At 65.6% G+C, this 19,977-nt stretch carries 16 protein-coding genes; 7 read left to right on the top strand and 9 right to left on the bottom strand.

What is annotated here, in order from left to right:
• Window positions 1-170: 170 nt before the first annotated feature.
• The 4 genes from yajC (at window position 171) to Q8Z05_RS19615 (ending at window position 6,019) form a co-directional block, all read left to right on the top strand.
• Window positions 171-596 (top strand): preprotein translocase subunit YajC, encoded by a 426-nt coding sequence (gene yajC / locus Q8Z05_RS19630; RefSeq protein WP_305943636.1) that lies wholly within the window; start codon window positions 171-173, stop codon window positions 594-596.
• 115 nt (window positions 597-711) lie between these two features.
• On the top strand, window positions 712-2,469 hold the full coding sequence (secD, locus tag Q8Z05_RS19625; protein WP_305941217.1) for a protein translocase subunit SecD: 1,758 nt from the start codon (window positions 712-714) through the stop codon (window positions 2,467-2,469).
• The gene (gene secF / locus Q8Z05_RS19620; protein ID WP_305941216.1) at window positions 2,470-3,492 is read left to right on the top strand and encodes a protein translocase subunit SecF; all 1,023 of its coding nucleotides are present in this window, start codon (window positions 2,470-2,472) and stop codon (window positions 3,490-3,492) included.
• 133 nt (window positions 3,493-3,625) lie between these two features.
• Complete coding sequence (locus Q8Z05_RS19615; protein ID WP_305941215.1) at window positions 3,626-6,019, top strand: RelA/SpoT family protein; 2,394 nt, start codon at window positions 3,626-3,628, stop codon at window positions 6,017-6,019.
• Between the two features lie 35 nt (window positions 6,020-6,054).
• Here Q8Z05_RS19615 and Q8Z05_RS19610 read toward each other — a convergent pair whose 3' ends face one another.
• From Q8Z05_RS19610 to Q8Z05_RS19600, 3 genes are all read right to left on the bottom strand, one after another.
• On the bottom strand, window positions 6,055-6,630 hold the full coding sequence (locus tag Q8Z05_RS19610; RefSeq protein WP_305941214.1) for a type IV toxin-antitoxin system AbiEi family antitoxin: 576 nt from the start codon (window positions 6,628-6,630) through the stop codon (window positions 6,055-6,057).
• Window positions 6,631-6,723: 93 nt separating this feature from the next.
• Complete coding sequence (locus tag Q8Z05_RS19605) at window positions 6,724-8,346, bottom strand: DUF349 domain-containing protein (protein ID WP_305941213.1); 1,623 nt, start codon at window positions 8,344-8,346, stop codon at window positions 6,724-6,726.
• 61 nt (window positions 8,347-8,407) lie between these two features.
• On the bottom strand, window positions 8,408-9,208 hold the full coding sequence (locus Q8Z05_RS19600) for a peptidylprolyl isomerase (protein WP_305941212.1): 801 nt from the start codon (window positions 9,206-9,208) through the stop codon (window positions 8,408-8,410).
• 255 nt (window positions 9,209-9,463) lie between these two features.
• On the opposite strand from Q8Z05_RS19600, the gene hisS reads away from it, so the two are divergent.
• Window positions 9,464-10,807: a histidine--tRNA ligase gene (gene hisS / locus Q8Z05_RS19595; RefSeq protein WP_305941211.1), complete on the top strand. Its 1,344-nt coding sequence runs from the start codon at window positions 9,464-9,466 to the stop codon at window positions 10,805-10,807.
• A gap of 6 nt (window positions 10,808-10,813) precedes the next feature.
• Here hisS and Q8Z05_RS19590 read toward each other — a convergent pair whose 3' ends face one another.
• The gene (locus Q8Z05_RS19590; protein ID WP_305941210.1) at window positions 10,814-12,070 is read right to left on the bottom strand and encodes an APC family permease; all 1,257 of its coding nucleotides are present in this window, start codon (window positions 12,068-12,070) and stop codon (window positions 10,814-10,816) included.
• Between the two features lie 109 nt (window positions 12,071-12,179).
• Here Q8Z05_RS19590 and aspS point away from each other — a divergent pair, with 109 nt between their 5' ends.
• A complete protein-coding gene (gene aspS / locus Q8Z05_RS19585) occupies window positions 12,180-13,985 on the top strand; it encodes an aspartate--tRNA ligase (RefSeq protein WP_305941209.1) in 1,806 nt (601 codons plus the stop codon).
• A gap of 76 nt (window positions 13,986-14,061) precedes the next feature.
• A complete protein-coding gene (locus tag Q8Z05_RS19580; RefSeq protein WP_305941208.1) occupies window positions 14,062-14,859 on the top strand; it encodes a GNAT family N-acetyltransferase in 798 nt (265 codons plus the stop codon).
• Window positions 14,860-14,874: 15 nt separating this feature from the next.
• On the opposite strand, the gene Q8Z05_RS19575 is transcribed toward Q8Z05_RS19580, so the two are convergent.
• The 5 genes from Q8Z05_RS19575 to Q8Z05_RS19555 form a co-directional block, all read right to left on the bottom strand.
• Window positions 14,875-16,239 (bottom strand): MFS transporter, encoded by a 1,365-nt coding sequence (locus tag Q8Z05_RS19575; protein ID WP_305941207.1) that lies wholly within the window; start codon window positions 16,237-16,239, stop codon window positions 14,875-14,877.
• A 10-nt stretch (window positions 16,240-16,249) separates the two neighbouring features.
• On the bottom strand, window positions 16,250-16,579 hold the full coding sequence (locus Q8Z05_RS19570) for a Dabb family protein (RefSeq protein ID WP_305941206.1): 330 nt from the start codon (window positions 16,577-16,579) through the stop codon (window positions 16,250-16,252).
• A gap of 1 nt (window position 16,580) precedes the next feature.
• Window positions 16,581-18,257: an FAD-dependent oxidoreductase gene (locus Q8Z05_RS19565; RefSeq protein WP_305941205.1), complete on the bottom strand. Its 1,677-nt coding sequence runs from the start codon at window positions 18,255-18,257 to the stop codon at window positions 16,581-16,583.
• Window positions 18,258-18,300: 43 nt separating this feature from the next.
• A complete protein-coding gene (locus tag Q8Z05_RS19560; protein ID WP_305941204.1) occupies window positions 18,301-19,062 on the bottom strand; it encodes an SDR family NAD(P)-dependent oxidoreductase in 762 nt (253 codons plus the stop codon).
• Window positions 19,063-19,170: 108 nt separating this feature from the next.
• Entirely contained in the window at window positions 19,171-19,956 is a 786-nt protein-coding gene (locus Q8Z05_RS19555; RefSeq protein ID WP_305941203.1) for an IclR family transcriptional regulator, read from the bottom strand.
• Window positions 19,957-19,977 lie beyond the last annotated feature (21 nt).

Below are 19,977 nucleotides of genomic sequence, written 5' to 3'. Positions count from 1 at the left end.
TCTGTGGGCGGCTCCGGCCGCCGATGGCCGGGCATGAATTTCCTGCCGGGCGGGCCGAAATGAAGCCGACGTTGCTGTCAACCAGCTACGCAAGTACAGAACGGAAACTTCCTGTGTTCGGACACATTACTGCCCAGGCCCAGCCGCAGGCCGGCGGCGGCATCGACATCATGACCATCCTGCTCTTCGTGATGCTCGGAGTCTTCATCTTCATGATGTTCCGCCGCAACAAGAAGACCCAGCAGCAGCAGGCAACGCTTCAGTCGCAGTTCGCACCGGGCGTCGAGGTCATGACGAGCTTCGGTCTCTACGGCCGCATCGTCTCCATCGACGAGGACGAAAACAAGGTCGTCATCGAACTGTCCCCGGGCAACCTGGCCACCGTGCACCGCCAGGCCGTCACCAAGATCGTTGAGCCGGTTGTTGCTGCCGAAGAGCCCACCGTTGTTCCGGACGACGCCTCGTCCCTGACCGGGCACGACGCCGACCGCACCGACGCCGTCAACCGCACCGAGGCTGTCCGCACTGACGCCGTCAACGAGACGCCCGAAGAATCGCTGAAGCGTCTCAACGACGAAGGCAAGAAAGACAGCTAGTCCGGCGTTCCCGCCAAGTCCCGCTAAGTAGAACGAACGACGGCCGCGGGCTGCCGCCGGTGTGTGAGCCAAGCTCACCCCGGCGGCTCCTCCGTAAACAATAGAAAGATCGACAATGGCACGTACTGGCCCCAAAAACTCAGCACTCAGGGTGCTGGTCTGGCTCGGCGTTATCCTCGCCGTCATGACTGCCGTGCTCGCCGGCGGCTCCATTTCCGGCCAGGCCAGCTGGGCACCAAAGCTTGCACTTGACCTTGAGGGCGGAACCCAGATGATCCTGGCGCCCAAGGTCGAGGGCGGTTCGGACATCAACGAGGATCAGCTCAATCAGGCCGTTGCGATCATTCGCCAGCGCGTGGACGGTTCAGGCGTGGCGGAAGCCGAAATCAGCACGCAGTCCGGCCGCAATGTGGTGGTCAGCCTCCCCGGTACGCCTTCCAAGGAGACCCGCGCCCTCATCCAGGCCTCGGCCGACATGAACTTCCGGCCGGTGCTCCAGGCCGGTCCCGGTGCCGCAGTGCCTACGGAATCCCTGACGCCGGACGACCAGCTCCCCAAGCCGACGGCCGAACCGACCAACAGCAGCGACGTCAACTGGGTCACGGCCGAGGTGTACAAGAAGTTCGAGACCCTCGACTGCGACAACCCGTCGCAGGACAAGCAGGAGCGCTCTGACCCCGCCAAGCCGCTGGTGACCTGTGAACCGGCAACGGCCACGTCCCCGGCCATCAAGTACATTCTGGGTCCGGTGGAAGTCAAGGGCTCCAACATCAAGTCCTCCTCCTTCCAGCTGCAGCAGGGTGCCCAGGGTGCCGTCACCAACGAGTGGGCCGTGAACATCCAGTTCGACGAGCAGGGCACCGCCAAGTTCAAGGAAGTCACCGAACGGCTGTACCAGTTCTTCGTGGCCGCCGGTGGTGAATCGGGCTCAGATCCGAAGGCCCAGTTCGCCATTGTCCTCGATGACCAGGTCATCTCAGCTCCGCGGTCGCTGGCTGTGATCACTGACGGCCGTCCGCAGATCACCGGTGGATTCACCGAGGAGTCGGCCAAGGCCCTGTCGGACCAGCTGCGCTTCGGTGCACTCCCCATCAGCTTCGAGATCCAGAGTGAACAGCAGATTTCAGCTACGTTGGGCGGCGAACAGCTCAAGATGGGCCTGCTCGCAGGCATCATCGGCCTGCTCCTGGTGGTGGTCTACTCGCTCTTCCAATACCGTGCACTGGGATTCGTCACCATTCTCTCCCTCGTGGTGGCCGGTGCGCTGACGTACCTCGCGATTGCCATCCTGGGCTGGACTGAAAACTACCGCCTGTCACTCGCCGGTGTGGCCGGCCTCATCGTGGCCATCGGCCAGACGGCCGACTCGTTCATCGTCTACTTCGAACGAATCCGCGATGAACTTCGGGAAGGCCGCGGGCTGGTCTCCGCCGTGGAGAACGGCTGGAAGCGTGCCAAGCGCACCGTCCTGGCGTCCAAGGCAGTGAACCTGCTGGCAGCCCTCGTGCTCTACTTCGTCGCCGTGGGCAACGTCCGCGGCTTTGCCTTCACCTTGGGTCTGACGGCCATCGCCGACCTCATCGTCGTGTTCATGTTCACCCACCCGACCCTGCAGCTCCTGGCCCGCACCAAGTTCTTCGGCGAGGGCCACAGGTTCTCCGGCCTTGACCCGAAGCGGCTCGGTGCCGTGCCGCTCTACCGCGGTGCGGGCAGGCTCCGCACGCCGGACGAGAAGCCGGGCGTGGTGCGCGCCAAGAACACCGGCGCGGCAGCTGAAGCGGAGCGCCGGATGACCATTGCAGAACGCCGCCTGGCGGAAAAGCAGGAGCAGCTTGCCGGTTCCTCCAAGAGCACGTCCAAGGAGGGCAAGTAAATGACCACGAATTTTGCCACGTTCGGCAACGAGCTCTATACGGGCAAGCGCTCGTACAACTTCGTCAGTTCCAAGAAGATCTGGTTCATCATTGCGGCCGTCGCCGTGGCGCTGTCCGTCCTCCTCCCGGTGGCCAAGGGCGGATTCAACCTCGGCATCGAGTTCCGGGGCGGATCCGAATTCACCGTTTCCAACGTTAAGACCACGGAAGCGTCCCTTGGCGAGAAGGCCGTCCAGGACGTGGTGGAGGGCAGCATTCCACGCGTGGCCAACGTTGCCGGCAACACCATGCGCATCCAGACGGACAAGCTCACCGATGACGAAACCCTCCGGATCAAGGAAGGGCTGACCACCGCGTACGGCGTCACGGACAACGAGGTGACCTCCACGTTCGTGGGTCCCACCTGGGGTGCCGACGTCACCAAGCAGGCCCTCCTGGGCCTGGTCATCTTCGTGGTCATCGCCGCCGTCCTGATGGCCCTGTACTTCCGCACCTGGAAGATGTCGCTATCAGCGCTGGTGGGCATGCTCGTGACCATGTTCGTCACGGCCGGCGTCTATGCACTGAGCGACTTCGAAGTCACGCCGTCCGCCATCATCGGCTTCCTGACGGTGCTCAGCTACTCGCTGTATGACACTGTGGTGGTCTTCGACAAGATCCGCGAGAACACCGCCGACCTGGATGCCTCCACCCGCCGCACTTTTGCGGAAGAGGTCAACCTTGCCGTCAACCAAACGCTGGTCCGGTCCATCAACACCATGATGGTGGCCATCCTCCCCGTGGGTGCCATCCTGTTCATTGGTGCCGGCCTGCTGGGGGCCGGTACCTTGCGGGACCTCTCGCTGGCACTCTTCGTCGGCATCCTGATCGGTACCGCGGCGACCATCTTCATCGCAGCCCCGCTGTACGCCTGGCTGCGCCAGGGTGAACCTGCGCTGGTCAAGCAGGCCGAGCGGGTTGAACGCCGCCGGACCGAATCGGCCGCGAAGGCAACTGCCGCACCGGAGACCGCAACAACCTGAACTGTTCGGCCGTGAAGGGCCGGGCGCCGTCATCCGTGACGGTGCCCGGCCCTTCGCATCTGCGTTCCGGTTACGGAAGTGCCCCGCCGCGGGAATAGACTGGGATAATTAACGGGTCGTGAGGGGTGCTTCATTGGAAGAACGTTCGACGTCGGCGCCAACGGCCGACGGTGGGGAAGGTCCGGGCCAGGGTCCGCAGACCGGCTTGGTCGCGTCCGGACGCCCGGATGCAGGCGTGCCGGTTGACAGTTCCGGGTTCCGGCCTACTTTTCCCGGACGCCGCGAACGCACCAGGTCCAGGCTGGCCCGGCTGACCGGGCGCGGAACGGCCACGTATTCCCCGATCCTTGAACCGCTGCTCCGCACCGTCCGGGCGAACAACCCCAAAGAGGATTTCGACCTCATCCAGCGGGCTTTCGTGGTGGCCGAACAAAGCCACCGGGGACAGAAACGCAAGAGCGGCGACCCGTACATCACGCATCCCGTTGCAGTGGCCACCATCCTGGCCGAGCTGGGGCTGAGCGGCACCACGCTGGCGGCGGCGCTCCTGCACGACACCGTTGAAGATACGCCTTACACCTTGGCCGACCTCAAGAGGGACTTCGGCCCCGAGGTCGCCATGCTCGTGGACGGCGTCACCAAGCTGGACAAGGTGAGCTTCGGCGAAGCGGCACAGTCCGAAACGGTCCGCAAGATGGTCGTTGCAATGGCCAAGGACATCCGCGTGCTGATGATCAAGCTGGCCGACCGGCTGCACAATGCCCGCACGTGGCGCTTCGTTTCGGCAGAGTCCTCGGCCCGCAAAGCCCGGGAAACGCTGGAAATCTTCGCTCCGCTGGCGCACCGGCTCGGCATGAACACCATCAAGTGGGAGCTCGAGGACCTGTCCTTCGCGGCGCTATACCCGAAGGTGTACGAAGAGATTGTGCGGATGGTGGGGGACCGGACCCCGGAGCGTGAAAAAAGCCTGAGCGTCATCCGGAACCAGATCACCGAAGATCTCCGGACGGCGAAGATCAAGGCCACCATCACGGGCCGGCCGAAGCATTACTACTCGATCTACCAGAAGATGATCGTCCGCGACAAGGACTTCGACGACATCAACGACCTCATGGGTGTCCGGGTCCTGGTGGACTCCGTCCGTGACTGTTATGCAGCCCTAGGCACGCTGCATTCGCGCTGGAACCCGCTTCCGGGGCGCTTCAAGGACTACATCGCGATGCCCAAGTTCAACATGTACCAGTCCCTGCACACCACGGTCATCGGGCCCGGCGGCAAGCCGGTGGAGATCCAGATCCGGACCCACGAGATGCACCGCCGGGCCGAGTACGGTGTGGCGGCGCACTGGAAGTACAAGGACCAGCCCAACCGGACGGCCGCAGGCCCCGGAAGTCCCCGTGACGGCGACATGGGCTGGCTGCGGTCGCTGGTCGACTGGCAGCAGGAAACCTCCGATCCCGGCGAATTCCTGGATTCCCTGCGCTTCGAAATCAACGCCCGCGAGGTGTTCGTTTTCACGCCGAAGGGCGAGGTCATGGCCCTGCCGGCGGGATCGACGCCGGTGGACTTCGCCTATGCCGTCCACACCGAAGTGGGCCACCGGACCATCGGCGCCAGGGTCAACGGAAAGCTCGTTCCCCTCAACAGCGAACTGAACCACGGCGACTGGGTGGAGATCTTCACCTCCAAGGCGGAGGGGGCCGGCCCCAGCCAGGACTGGCAGCACTTCGTCAAAAGTGCCCGCGCCCGCAACAAGATCAGGCAGTGGTTCAGCAAGGAACGCCGCGAAGAGGCAATCGACCGCGGCAAGGAACTGCTGACGAAGGCCATGCGCAAGCAGAACCTTCCCCTGCAGCGGCTGATGACCCACGACGCCCTGGCAGAGGTCGCAGAGCACTTCAAGTACGTGGACATCTCCGGCCTCTACGCCGGAGTGGGCGACGGGCACACGTCGGCCCAGTCGGTGATGGAACGGCTTGTTGAAACCCTCGGCGGCAATGAGGGGCCCGAGGATGACCTGACCGAGGTCAGCATCCCCACACAGGTCAGCAAGACGAAGTATTCCGACTCCGGCGTGATCGTCCGCGGCGTGGGTGACGTGTGGGTGAAACTTGCACGCTGCTGCACGCCGGTACCGCCGGATCCCATCCTGGGGTTTGTCACGAGGGGCTCCGGTGTATCAGTGCACCGGACGGACTGCACCAACGTCTCAGACCTGAAGGACCAGCCGGACCGCATCGTGGAGGTGGACTGGGCGCCTACCCAGTCCAGCGTCTTCCTCGTGGAGATCCAGGTGGAGGCGCTGGACCGGAAGTCGCTGCTCTCCGACGTCACCAGGATCCTCTCCGAGAACCACGTCAACATCCTGGCTGCCAGCGTGCACACGTCGACTGACCGTGTGGCCATCTCCAAGTTCGCGTTCGAGATGGGCGATCCAAAGTACCTGAGCCATGTGCTCAGCGCCGTGCGGCGCATCGACGGAGTATTCGACGTCTACCGCACCACCGGCAACCGGCGGCGCAGCTGAGTCCAGGACGGCCACCGCGCCGCCCCCTGGCCGGGTCAGCCAGGTTCAAGCTTCAGGGCGGAGAGTATTTCCAGGGCCGCCTTCTTGTGCGGCACCCGGGGAGTGGCTTCGACCGCTAGCATGAGCAACCGTAGCCTGACGTCGAGCTCGGGACTCGCCAGCATTTTCCGCAGGGCCGGCAGGGCGCGCTCGGCGTCCACGTGGAGGGCGATGTCCAGCGCTGTCCGTAGCGGGCTGGACACCATCAGGCCGCCCAGGCTGACGACGTCGAACGGACCGAGCCTGACTTCGTGAAGGGTGCACCCGCGGGTCGACCGCAGGCTCGAGACACGTCGGGTGGCGTCCACGAGGAGCGCCAGCCGGTCCGGTTCCCCGGCACAGCCGTAGATCCATGCCGCCGTCATGCGTCCGGCAACGACACGTTGCCGGATGGCCGGCGGGACTGCGAACGACGCCGCACGCGCCCGCAGCTGTGGAGTGGCGGCCGTCCCGGGGAGCACGTACCCGCGCTGATACAGCTGGTTGAGGATGCCGTCTGCGGCCATGGCCTGAAGTTCCGGCCATGAGAAGACACGGCCGGGGGAATAGATTTCCGGAGAAGGGGTAGCCATTCAGCCATCCTTTCCTGCCGCCCCAAACGCGTACAGGCCCCCTTCCGGTTATGTGGATAACCGGAAGGGGGCCTGTACGTGGCGCGAGCGTGTTTAGGAAAGTTCGCTGGCCGAGCGTGAAATCTGGTCGAGCCACGCCTGACGGGCTTCGAGGGCTTCCTGGGCGGCCTTGATCTTGCGCTGGTCGCCCGCCTTCTCCGCCTTGGCGAGGTCTTCCTTCAGCCCCGCAATGGCGGCTTCCAGCTGCGACAGGGCGCTGTTGGTCCGCGCCTTGGTCTCCGGGTTGGACCGCTTCCAGTTTTCGTCCTCGGCGTGGCGGACGGCGTCCTCCACCTTCCGGAGCCCCGCTTCGATCCGGCTCATGTCCGCCCGGGGAACCTTCCCGGCTTCCTCCCAGCGGTCACGGATGGACTGGAGTGCCTTCTTCGCGGCGGCCAGGTCCTTGATGGGCAGCAGTGCATTCGCCTCGACCAGGAGGGCTTCCTTAACGGTCAGGTTGGCGCCGTATTCCTGGTCGATCTCGTCGTTGGCTGCCTGGCGCGAGGTGAAGAAGACGTCCTGGGCGGCACGGAAGCGGGCCCACAGTGCATCGTCGTCCTTGCGGCTGGCCCGCGGTGAGGCCTTCCACTCGTCCATCAGGCGGCGGTATTCGCCCGCCGCGAAGCCCCAGTCGGTGGAGGAGGACAGCGCTTCGGCTTCAGCGATCAGCTTTTCCTTGGCAGCCTTGGCTGCCGAGTTGTTGCTGTCCAGCTGCGAGAAGTACGCGCGGCGGTGGCGGTCAAAGACAGTCCGCGCTGCCCTGAACCGCTTCCAGAGAGCGTCTTCGTTGCTTCGTCCCAGGCGTACGCCGTTCTTCTGCGCAGCCTTCCAGCTTTCGAAGAGTTCGTTCATGCGGGCACTGGAAGTCTTCCACTGGATCTGCGCAGGATCGTGGCCGGAGATTTCTTCTGCTTCCGCAACGATTGCTTCGCGGGCAGCCAGCTCGGCGGCACGGACGGCATCGTGTTCGGCCTTTTCCGCCTTTTCGAGTTCCGCGATCTGGGTGGACAGCGTGTCGAGGCGGGCTTCGGCGGCGCGGATATCTCCCACCATGTTCCGTTCCGCCAGCTGCTCGCGCAGGTGGGTTACGGTCTTCTGCATGTCGGTGGTCGGGGCCTTCGAGCCCACGCGCTGTTCCAGGAGGACAATCTGGGCCACGACGTCGTCGTACTTCCGGGCGAAATAGCCGAGGGCTTCCTCGTCGCTCACGTCCGGGTACTGACCCACGGGGTGTTCCCCGCCGTCGATGGTCAGGAAGACGTGGCCGTCGCCTTCAACCCGGCCCCAGCGTGCGGCCTCGGCCAGTGAGGCAGCAGAGGAGACTGAAGCGGGGGCGGGAACCGTAGGAGAGGACGCAGCCTTCGGCCGGGCAGCAAATGCGGCCGGTGAAGGGGCCGGGCGCGCTGCCGGCCGCGGCGCCGGAGCCGGGGTGGCAGGTGCCTCCTCGGCGGCGGGCTGCTCACCGGGTGCCTCCTCGGCGGGCGCCTCCTCCGTGGCCGGAGCGTCGGATTCAGGCTCCGTTGCGGAAGATTCGGGCGTTGCTGGCTGCGTTTCTGCCGCGGCCTCGGGAGCGGCGTCGTTGCCGGCCGCCTGCGCGTCGTCAACCACCTGAACCCCGGTCTCGGCTTCTTCGGAGGCTGCTGTTACTGTTTCGTCGGATTTCTGACTGTCTGTCACCGCTAAAAGTCTTTCGCTTGGAGGGAAATACCTGCACCCGCAGCGTGGAGGCCGGGGCTGGTTACTTCAGAGAGAACGAGTCTATCGTGACTGGTTCCACAGGAGCGCCGTCTGTTGCGCTTCCGCCCGCTTTAATACCGCCGTCGGCGATCTTTGCCACCACATCGAGGCCGGAGGTCACCTTGCCCACCACCGTGTACCCGCCGGCCGCATCGGACGGAATGACCGTGTCCTTGTAAACGATGAAGAACTGGGTGCCGTTCCCGTAGGCGTTGCCGCTGGTGCGGGCCACTGCGATGGTCCCTGCCGGATAGGCGTTGTCTGCCGGCGTGTTCTCCAACGGACCCCACGTGTACGCGGGGTCACCCTGCCCGTCGCCGGTTTTTGAACCGCACTGCAGGACGCCGAACGTTTCGCCGGTCGTCAGCCGGTGGCAGCTGATCCCGTTGAAGTAGTTTTCGTCGGCAAGCGATTTGAAGACTGCGGCTGCCTGCGGCGCCTTGGTCCCGTCCAGTTCGACGCCGAGGGCGCCGCTGTTGAGCTTAAGCTCGCCGCTGAAGACCTTGCCCGCCGCAGTCTCCGGGCTGGGAATGTTGGCGGCATTCGTGGCCGGAGCCGTCGGAGTGGCTGACGGGCTGGTCAGGCCGGCCTGTGCCGCGGCGTATTCGTCTTCCGTCGGATTGCTCGAGAAGACAGTCAGTTGGAGGACGACGGCGAGGACCAGCGCTGCGGCGCCCGCACCGGCGGCGACCACGTTGTCGCGCTTCCGGCGCTTCTCCTGCTGCCGCCGCAGCTCGCGCTTTGCTTCCATTTGCAGGATGCGCCGCTTTGCTTCGCGGGCGCTCCGTGAACTGGCCGCCAAAAGTCCTCCTGGTTGTCGGGCCGCACCCCCGAACGGGCCAGTGGCGACGTCCGGTGTCCGGCAGCAAGCGGCAGGCGATGTTCCCGGCCGCCCCATTAGAGTTGCGGGCGCCGAAAGCATAAACTGACTGCCGCACATAGTTTATGCATGACTGGCTGGACTCCCGCCCTTACCCGCCGCTTTTTGATCACATGGCGGAACCGGAATACCGGGCAGCGGACTCCAGCCTTCTGTTACCTGAGGAGAAAATCCACCATGGCACGCACCGCCTCCCTGTCCGGATTCCCCGAGTGGCTTCCCGAGGAGCGGCTGGTGGAGCTCCATGTGCTGGACACGCTTCGGCGCGTCTTTGAGCTGCACGGCTTCTCCTCGATCGAGACCCGTGCAGTGGAAACGGTGGGCCAGCTCCTCCGTAAGGGTGAGATCGACAAAGAGGTCTATGGCCTCAGCCGGCTGCAGGAGGACGAAGAAGAATCCCGGGCCGCCAAGGGCGAGCACCACTCCCTGGCCCTGCACTTCGACCTGACGGTGCCGTTCGCCCGTTACGTCGTGGAAAACGCCGGCTACCTGTCGTTCCCGTTCCGCCGATACCAGATCCAGAAGGTGTGGCGCGGTGAGCGTCCCCAGGAGGGCCGTGCGCGTGAATTCACCCAGGCGGACATCGATATCGTGGGCGACGGCGAGCTTCCGTTCCGCTACGACGTCGAAATCGCGCTGGTGATCGCCGAAGCCCTCAGCGCCCTTCCGATCCCGGACTTCCGCCTCCGCATTAACAACCGCAAACTGGCCGAGGGCTTTTACCGCGGTATCGGCCTGACGGATACCGCAGGAGTCCTGCGAAGCATCGACAAACTCGAGAAAATTGGTCCCGCCAAGGTGGCCGAGCTGCTGAAGACCGAGCTGGGAGCCTCGGAGGACCAGGCGCAGGCTGCCTTGAGCCTGGCCGGCATCCGCACCGAGGACACGTCCTTCGTTGACAAGGTCCGTGCCCTGGGCGTCAAGGACGAACTGCTGGAGGAAGGCCTGAACGAGCTGGAACAGGTCATCGCCGCAGCGGCGGAGCGTGCGCCCGGCAAAGTGGTGGCGGACCTCAGCATCGCCCGCGGCCTCGACTACTACACAGGAACCGTGGTGGAAACTGTCCTGGTGGGCCATGAGCAGCTGGGCTCCATCTGCTCCGGCGGCCGCTACGACGCGCTGGCAAGCAAGGGAAACCGGAAGTTCCCGGGCGTCGGCCTGTCCATCGGAGTGACACGCCTTGTCTCCAGGATCCTGAGCCAGGAACTGGCCCAGGCCACCCGTGCAGTGCCCACAGCAGTGCTCGTCGCCCTGACCAACGACGACAGCTGGGGCGCGGCGCAGGACGTCGCCGCCCAGCTCCGCAGCCGCGGAATCTCCACCGAGGTGGCCGCCAAAGCTGACAAATTCGGCAAGCAGATCAAATTCGCCGACCGCCGGGGCATCCCGTTTGTGTGGTTCACGGACGACGACGGCAGGCACCAGGTCAAGGACATCCGCTCGGGTGAGCAGGCAGACGCCGATCCGGCCAGCTGGACGCCGTCGGACGCGGACCTGCACGTCCGGATCGTGAAGGCCTAAGCGGCCTTAAGCCCCAGGCGGCCGCTTCCGGAACTTCAGCACCAGGAACCGGCCGCCGACGCCGGTGGCCAGGACGGCCACCATGCCCGCCACGGAGCCCAGCGGCAATGTGAAGGCCAGGATGAGGCAGCCGGCGAAGCCCGCAGCGTTCAGCCAGCGGGGTGCGCTTCCCGGCCGCTCGGCCAAGGTGAAGGCGGCGGCATTTGTCACCGAGTAGTAGATCAGCACGCCGAAACTGGAAAAGCCCACCACGGTGAGGACATCGGTGGTGGCAAGCAGGAGCATCACGGCAGCGGCCACCGAGAGTTCGGCGGCGACCGGCACCGTGTGGCGTCCGTGCACCCGGGCCAGGGCAGCCGGGAGGTCCCGCTCCCGGGCCATGGCCAGGGCCGTGCGGCCCACTCCGGTGATGAGAGCCAGCAGCGCTCCCAGGCACGCGGCGGCTGCTCCGGCCTGGACAAAAGGGCCACCCGCGCTGAAGCCTGAGAGGGCCACGGCGTCCAGCAGCGGTGACAGTGAGTCAGCCAGTCGTCCCGGGGACAGATGCCAGAGCAACAGCGCGGCGAGTCCCAGGTAGATCACGAAAGCGGCGGCCAGCGCGGCCAATATTGCCCGCGGAATGGTACGGGAGGGATCCTTGACCTCTTCGCCCAGCGTGGCGATCCGTGCGTAGCCGGCAAAGGCGAAGAACATCAGCCCGGCGGCCGGAAGGATGCCCCAGGCATTGCCGGGGCTTTGCGCCGAGGCGCCCGGATCCGGGTGGGGTCCAGTCAGGCCCGCGACCGCAACGAAGACGAGGGTGGCCAGGACAATGCCGAGCAGGATCCTGGTCAACAGCGCCGTACGGGTAATGCCCATGAGGTTGACCGCCGTGAGCACTGCGACGGCGGCGACAGCCAGGGGCGTGGCATAGTCCGGTGCCACATAATGTCCGAAAGTCAGGGCCATGGCCGCGCACGATGCAGTCTTTCCGGTGACGAAACCCCAGCCGGCAATGAAGCCCGGCCATTCGCCCAGCTGCTTGCGGCCGTAGACATAGGTCCCGCCGCTGGCCGGGTATTTGGCGGCGAGCTGGGCGGACGCAACGGCATTGCAGTAGGCAATCGCGCCGGCGATCAGCACAGAGACGATCATGAGCCGGCCGGCCAGTGCGGTGGCAGGGGAGAAGACGACGAATACACCGGCGCCGAGCATGGATCCAAGTCCGATAGCGGTTGCATCGAACACGCCGAGCCGGCGCTGAAGCCGTTGATGGGTCTGCATGGCGGAAGGAAAGCCTCTCCAACGGGTAAACTCGTACGGGACTGTTCCCGTAACGGTCCCATTCAACATCATCTCTGTATTCCTGCTGTCTCCTTCAGAAAGGCGTGCTGTGCTGCGCACACATGACCTCGGATCCCTTCGCTCCGAGCACATTGGACAAACCGTAACCCTGGCCGGCTGGGTGGGCCGGCGTCGTGATCACGGTGGTGTGGCATTCGTTGACCTTCGCGACGCCTCAGGCGTCTCCCAGGTGGTAGTCCGCGAAGAAGAGGTTTTCCACGGACTCCGCAATGAGTACGTGCTGCAGGTTATCGGTACGGTTTCGCAGCGACCGGAGGGCAACGAAAACCCGGCCCTGGCCACCGGCCAGATCGAGGTTATCGCCGAGAAGGTGACCATCCTCAACACCTCTGAACCGCTGCCTTTCCAGATCGACGAGCACGTCGAGGTGGGCGAGGAAGCACGGCTCAAGCACCGTTACCTCGACCTGCGCCGCCCGGGCCCCGCCCGGAACATGCGCCTGCGCTCCGAGGCCAACCGCGTGGCGCGCGAGCTGCTCCACCGGGACGGTTTCGTTGAGATCGAGACCCCCACGCTGACGCGGTCGACGCCGGAAGGCGCCCGTGACTTTGTCGTCCCCGCACGCCTCGCGCCGGGTTCCTGGTACGCCCTGCCGCAGTCCCCGCAGCTTTTCAAGCAGCTCCTGCAGGTGGGCGGCTTCGAAAAGTACTACCAGATCGCGCGCTGCTACCGCGACGAGGACTTCCGTGCCGACCGCCAGCCGGAATTCACCCAGCTGGACATCGAAGCGAGCTTCGTGGAGCAGGACGACATCATTTCGCTCGGCGAAAACATCGTCAAAGCCCTGTGGCAGCTGATCGACGTCGAAATCCCGACGCCCATCCAGCGCATCACCTACGCCGACGCCATGGCCCGCTACGGCTCGGACAAGCCGGACCTCCGCTTCGGCCAGGAGCTGACCGAACTCACCGAATTCTTCAAGGACACCAACTTCGGCGTCTTCAAGGCACCCTACGTCGGTGCCGTGGTCATGCCCGGCGGCGCCTCGCAGGCACGCCGTGCCCTGGACGCCTGGCAGGAATGGGCCAAGCAGCGCGGAGCCAAGGGCCTCGCCTATGTCCTCTTCAAGGAAGACGGCGAACTGGCCGGTCCCGTGGCCAAGAACCTCACCGAAACCGAGCGTGCCGGCCTGGCCGACGCCGTCGGTGCCAAGCCCGGGGACTGCATCTTCTTCGCCGCCGGCGAGAAGACACCCTCCCGTGCACTGCTCGGTGCCGCCCGCGTTGAAATCGGCCACCGCACCGGCCTGATCAACCCCGCTGACTGGGCGTTCTGCTGGGTGGTGGATGCACCGATGTTCGAGCCGGCCGCCGCCGCAGTGGCCTCTGGCGACGTGGCAGTCGGTGCCGGCAAGTGGACGGCCGTCCACCACGCCTTCACTTCGCCCAAGCCGGAGTTCATGGATTCATTCGACCAGGACCCCGAGTCCGCGCTGTCCTACGCCTACGACATTGTCTGCAACGGCAACGAAATCGGCGGCGGCTCCATCCGTATCCACGAACGTGACGTCCAGGAGCGGGTCTTCGAGCTCATGGGCCTGGACAAAGCCGATGCCGAGACGAAGTTCGGCTTCCTCCTGGAAGGCTTCAAGTTCGGCGCTCCGCCGCACGGCGGCATCGCCTTCGGCTGGGACCGCGTTGTGGCACTGCTGGCCGGCGTGGAGTCGATCCGCGACGTCATCGCCTTCCCGAAGTCCGGCGGCGGCTACGACCCGCTGACCCAGGCTCCCGCGCCGATTACCGCGCAGCAGCGCAAGGAGGCCGGCGTCGACTTCAAGCCGGAGGCCAAGAAGACAACGGCTGTACCCCAAAACCCCGAGGACGCAGCAAAGTAGCGTGAACTGCCAGCCAAGGCTCTCCGGGAAACCGGGGAGCCTTGGCTTTCCCACAAACAAATCAGTGAGGAGTCCCATGGAACGGCAGGCCATGCCCGCCCTGGCGGCACTGCCCTCCCTGGAAACGTTGATGGATGCGGCCTGGCCCAGCCCTGACCGGGAGGAGGCCGGCGGCTGGGTGCTGCGCGCTGCGGACGGCGTCACCCAGCGGGCCAACTCGATCTGGCCGCGCTCGGAACCTGACGGCACAAACCACAGCCGGCTGGCTTCACTGCGGGAAGCCAGGACCTGGTACCGCAGCCGCCGGCTCCCTGTGATCTTCCAGGTCTTTGACGACCCCCGCAGTGCCGCGCTGAACGCTGTCCTCGATGAGGAAGGCTTCACCCGGCAGTCCGAAACCCTGATCCTGGTGCGCGACGCCGGCGGGTCCGCGCCCCGGGACACCGGCGTCGAGCTTTCCGCTGAGCCGTCGGATGAGTGGCTGCGGCTCTGGTGGAGTGTGGACGGCCGCGGCGGAGACGATTCCCTCGGTACCGCCCGCAGCATCCTCCGGGGCTGTCAGTCGCTATACGCACTGGTGCGCGACGACGGCGGCGTTCCCGCCGCCGTCGGACGCCTTGCTCTTCCTTCCGGCGGGGCGGGCGGCTTGTACTGCATGGCAACCCACCGGGAAAACCGGCGCCGCGGCTACGGAACCCGGGTTCTCCAGTCTTTGCTGCGTGAAGGCGACACCCGGGGCCTCGGCAGCTACTGGCTGCTGGTCACGGCGGCCAATGCCGGCGCCCGGGAGCTGTACTCAAAGGCCGGGTTCACGGAAGCCGGCCGCTACTACTACCGCCAGGAGCGTCCCAAGCGCCACCTGACCGGGTGCTAGGAACCTTCAAGGTATTCAAGCGTTGTGCATTTCCCTGCGTTTCGCCGTTCTGGCCAAGTAGGGAGCGCCCAGTTCCTCGATCGGCGTTTTGAACGTCTCGCGGGAGTAGTACACGGAGGCGGCCGCAACGAGCATGCAGGCTGTGCCGAAGACAGCAACGGGAACCCATCCGGTGACACCCGGGGTCAGGAGCATGCCGGCGATCATCGGGGCGAAGCCGGCCAGGACGAGTCCCAGCTGGTTTCCCAGCGCCATCCCGGTGTAGCGGACCGGGGCGGCGAACTGTTCGGCGAAGAACGAGGGCCAGATTCCGTTGAATCCCGAGTACAGCACGGTCATGTTCAGGAACGCCGCCAGGAACACCAGGACGATGTTGCCGGAGGACAGTGCAAGGAAATACACGAAGATTGTGGCGGAGCACCCGAAGGCTGCGGTGAGCAGAAGGGGCCGGCGGCCGATCCGGTCTGAAAGCCGTGCCGCCAGTGGCATGGCAAACATGGACAGCCCGATAGCGACGGCGTTGACGGTCAGGATGGAGGCCCGGTCAAAACCTGCCGTGGACGTGGCGTATGCCAGTCCGAAAACCGTGAAGATTGTTTGCATTACGGACATGATGGACATCCCGACGACGCGCAGCACGTCGGTGGCCTGGAAGCGGAGCACTTCTCCGATGGGCATCGGGGCGACCTGCCGGCTTTCCTGTGCCTCTTCGAAGACGGGTGTTTCGTCCAGGTGCGTACGCACCCAGTAGGCGATGGCCAGCACCACGATGGAGAGCCAGAACGGGATGCGCCAGCCCCAGGTCATCATCGCGTCCTTCGGGAGGGCGGTGACCGGAATGAAGACCAGGGTGGCCAGCACCATGCCGGAAGCGTAACCGGTCATCACGAAGCTGGTGAAGAAGCCGCGCCTGCCCTCCGGCGAGTGCTCGAGCGTGAGGGTGGAGGCGCCCGCCGATTCAGCGCCAGCGGAGAAGCCCTGTGCCAGCCGGCCGGTCACCAGCAGGATGGGCGCCCAGACGCCCACCTGCTCATAGGTGGGCAGGAACCCGATTCCCAAGGATGCCAGACCCATGATGCCCAGGGTCAGCAGCAGGATCTTTTTCCGGCCCAGCTTGTCGCCGAAGTGGCCCATGACCAGGCCGCCCACCGGCCGTGCCACGTAGGCGACGCCGAAGGTTGCGAAGGCGCCGATCAGGCCGATGGCGGGGTCCGCAGACGGGAAGAAAAGGTGCGGGAACACGAGCGCGGCCGCGGTCCCGTAAATGAAGAAATCGTAATACTCCAGGGTGCTGCCGAGGAATGACGCCAGGGCGGCCTTGCCCGGGGTCTTGCGTTGGGTCGGGCGTGCTGCGGAATGGGTTGGGGATACGGACTGCATGGGGGTCTCCTTAAGACGTCGGTGTCTTAGCGGGCGCCGGCGCGGGGTCCCCGAGGTGGAAATCCACCGAGAGGATCTGCTGGCTGTTGGGGAACGAGTACGCCTTCAGCGGCTCGTGGAGCGGATGCGTGTTGTACACCGCTATGTCCTCAACCGTTTCAAAGTCCGCCACAATGGCGTAGTCGAAGGAACGCTCCGTGTTGAGCACGTCCTGGCCGTGGCTCAGGCTGAGCATGCCGGGGATGTTCCCGGTCATCCTGTTGAGTCCGGCGATCCATGCCTGCTTGTCGGCGGGCGGGAAGTCCGGTTTGAACTTGAAGAGTACGGTGTGGCGGATCATCTCAGGCTCCTACCAGTTCTGATGTGGATTCTGTCTGTTCTGCCGCGCTGTACTCCGCGGACTGGCCGGCGATTGTCCGCCCGGCGAGGTAGCCCATGGTCATGATCGGGCCAAGGGTGGCGCCCGCGCCCGGGTAGCCCGCGGCGTAGGCGTTTTCGGTGGTGTTGCCTGCGGCGAACAGGCCCTCGATGGGCTGGTTATCGACGTCGAGCACGCGGGCCAGCCCGTCGGTGGCCACGCCGCCGTTGGTGCCGAAGGCGCCGTTGACCACTTCCATGGCGTAGAAGGGTCCGGTCTGCAGCGGACCCAGGGACGGGTTCGGGTACAGGTTCTCCTCGTCGCCCCAGTACTTGTCGTACGCGCTTTCGCCGCGACCGAAGTCCGGGTCTTCGCCGTTCACGGCGTATTCGTTGAACCGCGCCACCGTTGCGCTGAGGTTTTCCGCGGGAACGTTGATCTTTGCGGCAAGTTCTTCCAGTGTCGCCGCCTCGATCAGGTAGCCGGGAGTGGGCTGGCCGGCGCGGTGGGCCAGGATGCCATAGCGCTCCATGTAGGCGTGGTCCACGATCACGTGGGCCGGGGTGTTGAGGGTCCGGTTCGCGGCGGAGTCCCAGGACTGCAGGCTCCGGGCGAGGTCGTTGTAGTTCTGCGACTCGTTGGCGAAGCGGCGGCCGTGCCGGTTCACCATGATCGATCCCGGGCCCTGGCGTTCGAAGCGCAGCAGGGTGCCGATGGGCTGCCCGTCGCGGGTGTCGCCGGTGACTGACATCGGGGCCCACCAGGCTTCCCTGGTGCCGCGGGTCTGGCCGCCGATCCGCTGGGCCATCCGCAGGCCGTCGCCGGTGTTCGAGGGCGGCGAGCACATCGTGTAGAGCCGCGAGGCGAGCATTGAGTCGGCCAGTGCCTTGTCCCATTCGAAGCCGCCGGTGGCCAGCACCACGCCGTCGTTCGCGTGGAACACCTCACCGGATTCAAGCTCGACGCCGGTCACCCGGCCGCCGTCGGTAAGCAGCCGGTGTCCCCGTGCCCCGGTCACGAGCGCTGCTCCGTCACGGACCAGGCTGGCGAGCAGCATGGACACGAGGGCCTGGCCTTTGGCCACCAGCCCGTCGGCCTGGCGCCGGTTGAGGTCGTCCCAGGGGAACTTGGTGAACGCACCCCAGTTTTCGTATTCCTGCATGGTGAACGGGGCGCGGCCGTCGCTACGCACGTGTTCCTTGAGGCCGCCCAGGGCCTCCCGGCTGTTGAACAGCTCCGGCTCCACCGTGCGGCCGCCTTCCACGGCACCGGGCAGGTCCTGGCGGTAGTCGGGGAAGTTGTCCAGGAAGATGAAGCCGAGCCCGCACTCTTCCTCGACGAAGCGGAGCATCTGGTCCCCATAGTTCAGAGCCGCGGCCAGCAGTTCATCGCGGCCGCGTCCCCGGGCCACGGCGCGCACGTATTCTGCGGCCGCTTCCTTGGAATCCGTGATGCCGGCCTCGCGGGCATGGTGGTTGTCTGCCACCCACAGCATGCCGCCGGAGACGGCCGAGGTCCCGCCCAGCAGGGCACTCTTCTCGAGGACGACGACGGATTTGCCGGCACGGGCCGCGGTGGCCGCAGCGGTCAGGGCGCCGGCGCCGGAACCGACGATGACGACGTCGTAGCTTTCCGCCGGGTTGCCATTGACGAATTTCATGGGTGTTGCCTTTCAGGAGGATGAAATATGGCGCAGGGCCGGATCAGACGGCGGTGTAGCCGCCGTCGATCACGAGCTCGGAGCCCGTGGTGAAGCGGGATTCGTCGGAGGCCAGGTACAGCACCCCGTAGGCGATCTCGTCCGGCTTACCTTGGCGGGGGAGCGGGTTGGAGCCCACCAGCTGCTTGTAGTAGGCCTCGGCGCCGACATCTGACTGCTCGGCCGAGCGGCGGCTCATCCGCGTGTCCATGGAGCCGGGGTGGATGGAGTTCACGCGGATGCCGTGGCTTCCGTAGGCCGCGGCGTCGGACTTGCTCAGCAGCCGGACCGCGCCCTTCGTGGCGTGGTACAGCGGCACATTCCGTCCGCCGGTGATGCCGTGGATGGAGGAGAAGTTGACGATGCTGCCGGTGCCCTTTTCGATCATGCCGGGGACCACGTGCTTGGTCATCAGCCAGACGCCCTTGACGTTGACGTTGAAGATCGTGTCGAAGTCCGTGACCGACGCGGTGTGGGAGGCTCCGGCGGGGCCGATGATTCCGGCGGCGTTGACCAGGATGTCCGGCGTGCCCAGTTCGTCCCGGACCCGGCGGATGGCGTTGGCGACGCTCTCCTCGCTGGTGACATCGACGTCGTACTCGCTGATGTTTCGGTGCGCCGCACCAGCCGGGATCCCGGCGACGTCCAGGCTTGCTACTTTTGCGCCGTGCTCGGCCAGCAGGGCGGCGGTGGCGCTGCCCAGGTCGCCGCGGCCGCCAGTAACGATTGCGGTCTTGCCGGCCACTCGGTTCGCTGTGGTGTTCATGTGGTGTGCTCCTCGTAACTCGTGCAGCTTCCTTGCTGCACCTAGCCAGAGTCGCAGGGGCGGTGTGACTGGAACCACATGATTCCCGATGAACGGAAATCGTGGTCCTTAGTGGCTCTGGCGAAGAGTGCCCTTCAGCTCGCCCCGCCAGCCGAGGGCCCGCGATATGCCCCGGGCCGCTGCCATCAGGACGGGGACGCGGGCGGCTGTGTTCTCCTCGTTGCGCGGCACTACCACGCTGAGCGCTGCGCGGACGGTGTTGTCGGGCCCGAAGACCGGTACGGCGATGCCGCTGGATTCGGGCACGATCACGCCCGGCATGGCGGCAAAACCCCGCTGCCTGATCTCGGCCAGGTGGCGGCGCAGCTGGGGCGGTTCCGTGAGGGTGGTTTCGGTGAACTTGGTCAGCGGCCGGGCCAGGAAGCTGTCCTGGTAGGCGGTCGGGGCGTGCGCCAGCAGGACCAGGCCCGAAGACGTTGCGTGCAGTGGCAGCCTGCCCGCGATTTTGGTGATGTCCACGATGGTCTTGTCCGAGCCGAGCCGCTCGATGTACAGCACCTCGTCCGAATCCAGGATGCCGAGCGTGGTGGAGTGCTGCACCACCGCCTGGACGTCCTCCATGAACGGCAGCGCCGCCTCCCTCAAACCGAGCATCTTGGACCCTCGGGAAACCAGCTCCCACATCCTGGTTCCGATGTGGATGTCGCCGCCGGGTTCGCGTTCGAGGAGGCGTTCCCGCAACAGGTCATTCACCAGCCGGTAAGTGGTGGTGACCGGGAGCCCGGTCCTGCGCCCGAGCTCGGCGGCGCTCATGGAGGTGTGCCGGTCGTCGAACGCGCTCACGATTTTTACGAAGCGGCCGATAATCGACTCGCCCGACGCGGAATTGGCCACAGTTCCTCCTCAGGATTCCCG

Origin of the sequence: Arthrobacter oryzae, from assembly GCF_030718995.1 — a bacterium.
Lineage (GTDB): Bacteria > Actinomycetota > Actinomycetes > Actinomycetales > Micrococcaceae > Arthrobacter > Arthrobacter oryzae_C.
The sequence above is the reverse complement of the archived record's forward strand: the minus strand, read 5'-3'. Positions and strand labels throughout refer to the sequence as shown.